General features: G+C 62.3%; 6 protein-coding genes. 4 read left to right on the plus strand and 2 right to left on the minus strand.

Annotated features, from left to right (window positions below; translation table 11 throughout):
- Positions 1-477, plus strand: a 477-nt coding sequence (locus K323_RS0123310; RefSeq protein ID WP_022887662.1) for a PadR family transcriptional regulator, incomplete at its 5' end; no start/stop codon positions are given.
- Positions 478-507: 30 nt separating this feature from the next.
- Here the strand turns inward: K323_RS0123310 and K323_RS30150 are convergent.
- Both K323_RS30150 and K323_RS0123320 read right to left on the minus strand, forming a co-directional pair.
- Positions 508-822, minus strand: a complete 315-nt coding sequence (locus K323_RS30150) for a zinc-binding dehydrogenase (RefSeq protein WP_022887663.1) — start codon at positions 820-822, stop codon at positions 508-510.
- A 158-nt stretch (positions 823-980) separates the two neighbouring features.
- Positions 981-1,970, minus strand: a complete 990-nt coding sequence (locus tag K323_RS0123320) for a sigma-70 family RNA polymerase sigma factor (RefSeq protein WP_022887664.1) — start codon at positions 1,968-1,970, stop codon at positions 981-983.
- Positions 1,971-2,207: 237 nt separating this feature from the next.
- Here K323_RS0123320 and K323_RS0123325 point away from each other — a divergent pair, with 237 nt between their 5' ends.
- The 3 genes from K323_RS0123325 to K323_RS0123335 all read left to right on the plus strand — a co-directional run.
- On the plus strand, positions 2,208-2,603 hold the full coding sequence (locus K323_RS0123325; protein WP_022887665.1) for a YybH family protein: 396 nt from the start codon (positions 2,208-2,210) through the stop codon (positions 2,601-2,603).
- Positions 2,600-3,919, plus strand: coding sequence for an FAD-binding oxidoreductase (locus K323_RS0123330; protein WP_022887666.1), 1,320 nt, complete (start codon positions 2,600-2,602; stop codon positions 3,917-3,919). The genes K323_RS0123325 and K323_RS0123330 overlap by 4 nt, the downstream gene beginning before the upstream one ends.
- A partial coding sequence (locus tag K323_RS0123335) for an alpha/beta fold hydrolase (protein ID WP_022887667.1) occupies positions 3,916-4,466 on the plus strand: 551 nt, incomplete at its 3' end. The genes K323_RS0123330 and K323_RS0123335, both read left to right, overlap by 4 nt.

Below are 4,466 nucleotides of genomic sequence, written 5' to 3' on the forward strand. Positions count from 1 at the left end.
TGGGGCGCTCACGAGTGGTCGACGGCCACGTCCGGCTCGGTGTACCACGCGCTCACCTCGATGAGTGCTCGCGGTCTGCTCAGCGTCCACGATGCCGCGGCCAGCGATGCCGGCGGCCCACCGCGCACCGAGTACGAGATCACTGCCGAGGGGGAAACGGCATACTTCGCCCTGCTGCGCGCAGCGCTCTCACGGCACGATCCCCGACTCGACACGCTGTCGGCCGCGGTCGGCTTCATCGAAGACCTGCCCAGGGCCGAGGCGATCGCCCTGCTGAATCAACGGGCAGCAGGGATGCAGCGTTGGCGCACCGCTATCACCTCATCTCTCCCGACCGACGCCGATGTGCGCGAATGGGGACCGGTCGGCGCCGTCATCGAACTCTGGCTTCACACCGCAGACGGTCGATCGGACTGGACCCAGCAGCTCATTCACCGCCTGGAAGCGGGCGCGTTCCAGATGGCAGACGAGCATTGACAGTGCACGAACACCGGTCCACCGAAAGCCTTATGGCTGAAGGAGAGCGCGGCCGAGTACGGACCGCTGATCGAGGAGGCGGTGCGCCTCGGCTCCGGCCTCGAGCGACACCGTGGCGTGTACGGCCGAGGTCATTTTGCCTGTCGCGAATAGTTCGGCGAGCTCGTCCATCTCCGCCCGTGCCTGCGCAGGCCTGGTCATCCGCCACGCAGTGAGGTTGAACCCGGCGATGGAGCTCAGGCCGAAGATGCTTGTGACGGGCACGCTGACCAGCTCACCGGTGGCCGCACCGTTGATCATGATCCGGCCGTACGGGGCAAGCACCTCGAATCGTGTTGATGGCATGCGCGAACGCGACAGTGTCGCTCGCGGTGACCTTGATCTCCGCGAGGTCGAACGAGCCGGGGCCACCGGGCTGTACTTGAAGAAAAGGTCCCAGGCTTCCCGGTATGAGTTGAGGCCTTTTAGCTGCAACGGCGGCTGTACGTCGAACATGAGCAAAATCAGTTCGCGAGTTCCTTTGGGAGACCGAACGCAGTGAGGTCTGCGGTGAGGAACGAAACGACCTCGGCGATCTTGTCGCCCCATATGGTGAGCACGTCGAGACCCCCCGAGACGTAGACATTCTTTTCGTCGTCCCACATGTAGGTGCCGAACGCGAGCTGTCCGTTCGCGTGGGTCGGAAGAAAACGCCAGCGCATGGCCAACGGTTTTTCGAGGAGGAACGCCGTGATGTCGTCATGACCCTGGTACCAGACCGCCAACGGCGGCATGGAGTACTTCGCATCCTCGGTCAGCATAGACACGATCGCGTTGACATCCCCTGCTTCCCAGGCAGCTGAATACTGCTCAGCCAGCCGACTGATGCCGTCATCACCCAAGGCGCGAAGCGCCTCCTGTTGGCTGACGTCATGCGTCCGTCGACCGAGGGTCTTGCGGGCACGTTGAAGTGAGCTATTGACCGACGCGACGGTTACCGCGAGGAGCCCGGCAACTTCGACGGCCGAGAAACCGAGTACCTCGCGCAGAATCAAAACACTCCGCTGGCTGGCCGGTAAATATTGAAGGGCGGCCACGAACGCCAGCTCTATGCGTTCCCGAGCCGCGAAAGAGGCCGCGGGGTCTCCCTCTCGCCCGCGCAGGTTCTCATCGGGATACGGCTCGAGCCACATCGCCTCAGTAAGCAGCACCCCTGGGCCCAGATCAATGGGAAGCTCACGTCGTCCTCGTCTTTCGATCATTGTCAGGCACCTATTGGTGGCGATCTTGTACAGCCACGGCCGGATCGAACCCGAATCGTCGAGCCTCTCCAGCCCTCGCCATGCACGGACGAGCGTCTCCTGCACCGCATCCTCGGCGTCGTGAAACGATCCGAGCATTCGATAACAGTGCGCGTGCAGTTCGCCGCGGAAAGGATCGATGAGTTTCTTGAACGCAGCTCCCGCCCGCGCGTTGTCAAGAACTTGTGCGCCAGGTGCTTCTCTTTGGACCATTCATTCCCTCCTTTCTCAGCATTATTGGCGATGAGTTCGCGAGAGGGCCGGATCACCAAGCTCCCTGGAATTAAAACTACCGAAGCTACCCGCGGAGCGCGCAAGCTGGATTTCTGGGACGTTGCGTGGCCTGAAGAAACTTGGGTCGACACCAGTTTTGTTTCGGAGCGATGAGTTTCCCGGCTTCTGGGGGTTATAGGTAGTGACAGACACTCTCGAACCCATAGGAGTCACACCATGTTGCAGCAGGATGCCCCAGACCAAACGACACAAGTCCGCACGCTCATTGAAGGCTGGGCGCAGGCGGTGCGCGACGGCGAGATGGAAGGCATCATCGCTCATCACTCGAACGACGTGCTCATGTTCGACGTGCCTCCGCCAGTGCAGCTGAAAGGACTTGTCGCATACCGCGCGGGTTGGGAGCTCTTCTTCGAGTACAGCCCGGGTGGACCCGGTTCCTTCGACCTCTCCGACATCGAGGTGACCGCGAGCGACAGCGTCGCCTTCGCCCATGCGCTCATCACGATCGGCGGAACCAGCCCGGCCCGCCTCTCGATGGGTTTTCGCAAAGAGGATGGTGAGTGGCTCATTGTGCACGAACACCACTCGTTCCCCTCGGCGGTACCGGAATGATCGAGGGTTTCGTCGGCGAGATCATTACCGCCACCTCGCACGAGTATGTGCCTGCCGCCACGTCATATGGCGTGCTTGGCAGCCCGGTGCTGATTGCGCGTCCCTCAAGCACCGAGGATGTTTCGGCTGCACTTGCGTACGCACGCGCGCAGCGGCTTGAAGTTTCGGTCCGCAGCGGAGGCCACACTCCCTTCAGCACGAATGAGGGCGGAATCGTGATCGACCTTTCGGGCGTCCGTGGCGTTGAGGTGCTCGATGGTGGACTGGTGCGTATTGGAAGCGGCGCGGTATGGGGTGACGTCGCCCAGGCATTGCAGCCGCACGGGCTCGCACTGTCATCGGGCGACACCTTCTCCGTCGGCGTCGGCGGTCTGACGCTCGGCGGCGGGATCGGGTGGATGGTGCGGCAGTACGGCCTCACTGTCGACAGCATGCTCGAAGCCGAGGTTGTGCTGGCATCCGGTGCCATCGTCACCGCCAGTGCGACCTCCGAACCCGAACTGTTCTGGGCTTTGCGCGGCGGAGGCGGCAATTTCGGTGTCGTCACACGGTTCACCTTCCAGGCCCACCCCTTGCAGGGAGTTGTGACCGGATCAATCGATTTCGAACCGAATGCGCTCGAGCAGACACTGCGTAATTGGCGTGATGTCGTGCGAGATGCACCCCAGGAGTTGAACACCACATTCCTCGCCATGCCCTCGTTCGGGCTCGACGATCCCGCGCGGTGGCAGGTTCTCTTCTGTTACGGCAGTGATGACATTTCCGCAGCCATGACTGCGCTCAAGCCGCTGCTCGACCTGCCTGGAGTCACCGGCCAAGACGTTGGCTCCAAGGCATACGTGGATGTGCTCGTCGAACCGGAGGTCCCGGACCGCGCGCTGACCATCATCGACAATAACGGGTTCGCCGACAACTTCAGCGACGAGCTAATCGAGAGCCTCGTCGACGCGCATACCAAGTTCGGTTCCGCGATCCTGATGATCCGCCACATCCAAGGAGCCTTCAACCGTGTGCCCGCCGATGCCACGGCCATCGCCTATCGCGATGCCGAGATCCTCATTATCTCCGCGGTATTCCTGACTCCCGACATTCCCGATGATGCCTCGAGCAAGGTCAACGCGCTCTGGGAGCCCGTCGCCGCGCAGACAGCCGGCATGTACGGGGGCTTCACCAACAGCACGGACCCGTCGATCGCTGAGCTCATGTATCCGCCGTCGACCCTGGCCAGGCTTCGCAGAGCGAAGTCGCATTACGACCCTGACAACCTCTTCCGAAGAAATCACAACCTCGCTCCGCACGTGGAAGGTAGACCATGAGCAAGAAACAACCAGCGGGAAGCTCGATCGAAGACACCGTGCGATCCGCCGATGGCACAGCCATCGCCTACACACGCACTGGCGAAGGCCCTCCCGTGATCTTTGTGGCCGGCGCAACCCAATACCGCGCCATTTCCGAGACGGAGTCTGAGCTTTCCGCTTCACTGGCATCTCGGTTTTCCGTGATCACCTACGACCGGCGAGGTCGCGGCGAAAGCGGGGATACCGCGCCGTACGCAGTTGAACGGGAAATCGAAGATATTGCGGCGCTCATCGACGTCGCTGGTGGGCACGCCGCTCTGTTCGGCGAGTCTTCCGGTGCAGTCCTGGCGCTCGAGGCGGTGCTTCACGGCCTCCCGATCTCGCGACTTGCTTGCTATGAGCCGCCGTTCTACGTGTACGCGGGATACCCGCAGAGAAGTGCTGATTTCACCGAGCGGTTCGATGCGCTGGTCGCAGACGGACGACGCGGCGACGCGTTCGAGCTGTTCATGATTGAGGCGGTGGGGGTGCCGGCTGAGGCGGCTGCGGGGATCACCGAGATTCC

It is taken from the genome of Glaciibacter superstes DSM 21135 (assembly GCF_000421145.1).
Classification (GTDB): Bacteria; Actinomycetota; Actinomycetes; order Actinomycetales; family Microbacteriaceae; genus Cryobacterium; species Cryobacterium superstes.

Coding starts and splice junctions, on each gene's coding strand:
- K323_RS30150 (WP_022887663.1), bottom strand. CDS start 822: ATGCCATCAACACGATTCGAGGTGCTTGCCCCGTACGGCCGGATCATG.
- K323_RS0123320 (WP_022887664.1), bottom strand. CDS start 1,970: ATGGTCCAAAGAGAAGCACCTGGCGCACAAGTTCTTGACAACGCGCGG.
- K323_RS0123325 (WP_022887665.1), top strand. CDS start 2,208: ATGTTGCAGCAGGATGCCCCAGACCAAACGACACAAGTCCGCACGCTC.
- K323_RS0123330 (WP_022887666.1), top strand. CDS start 2,600: ATGATCGAGGGTTTCGTCGGCGAGATCATTACCGCCACCTCGCACGAG.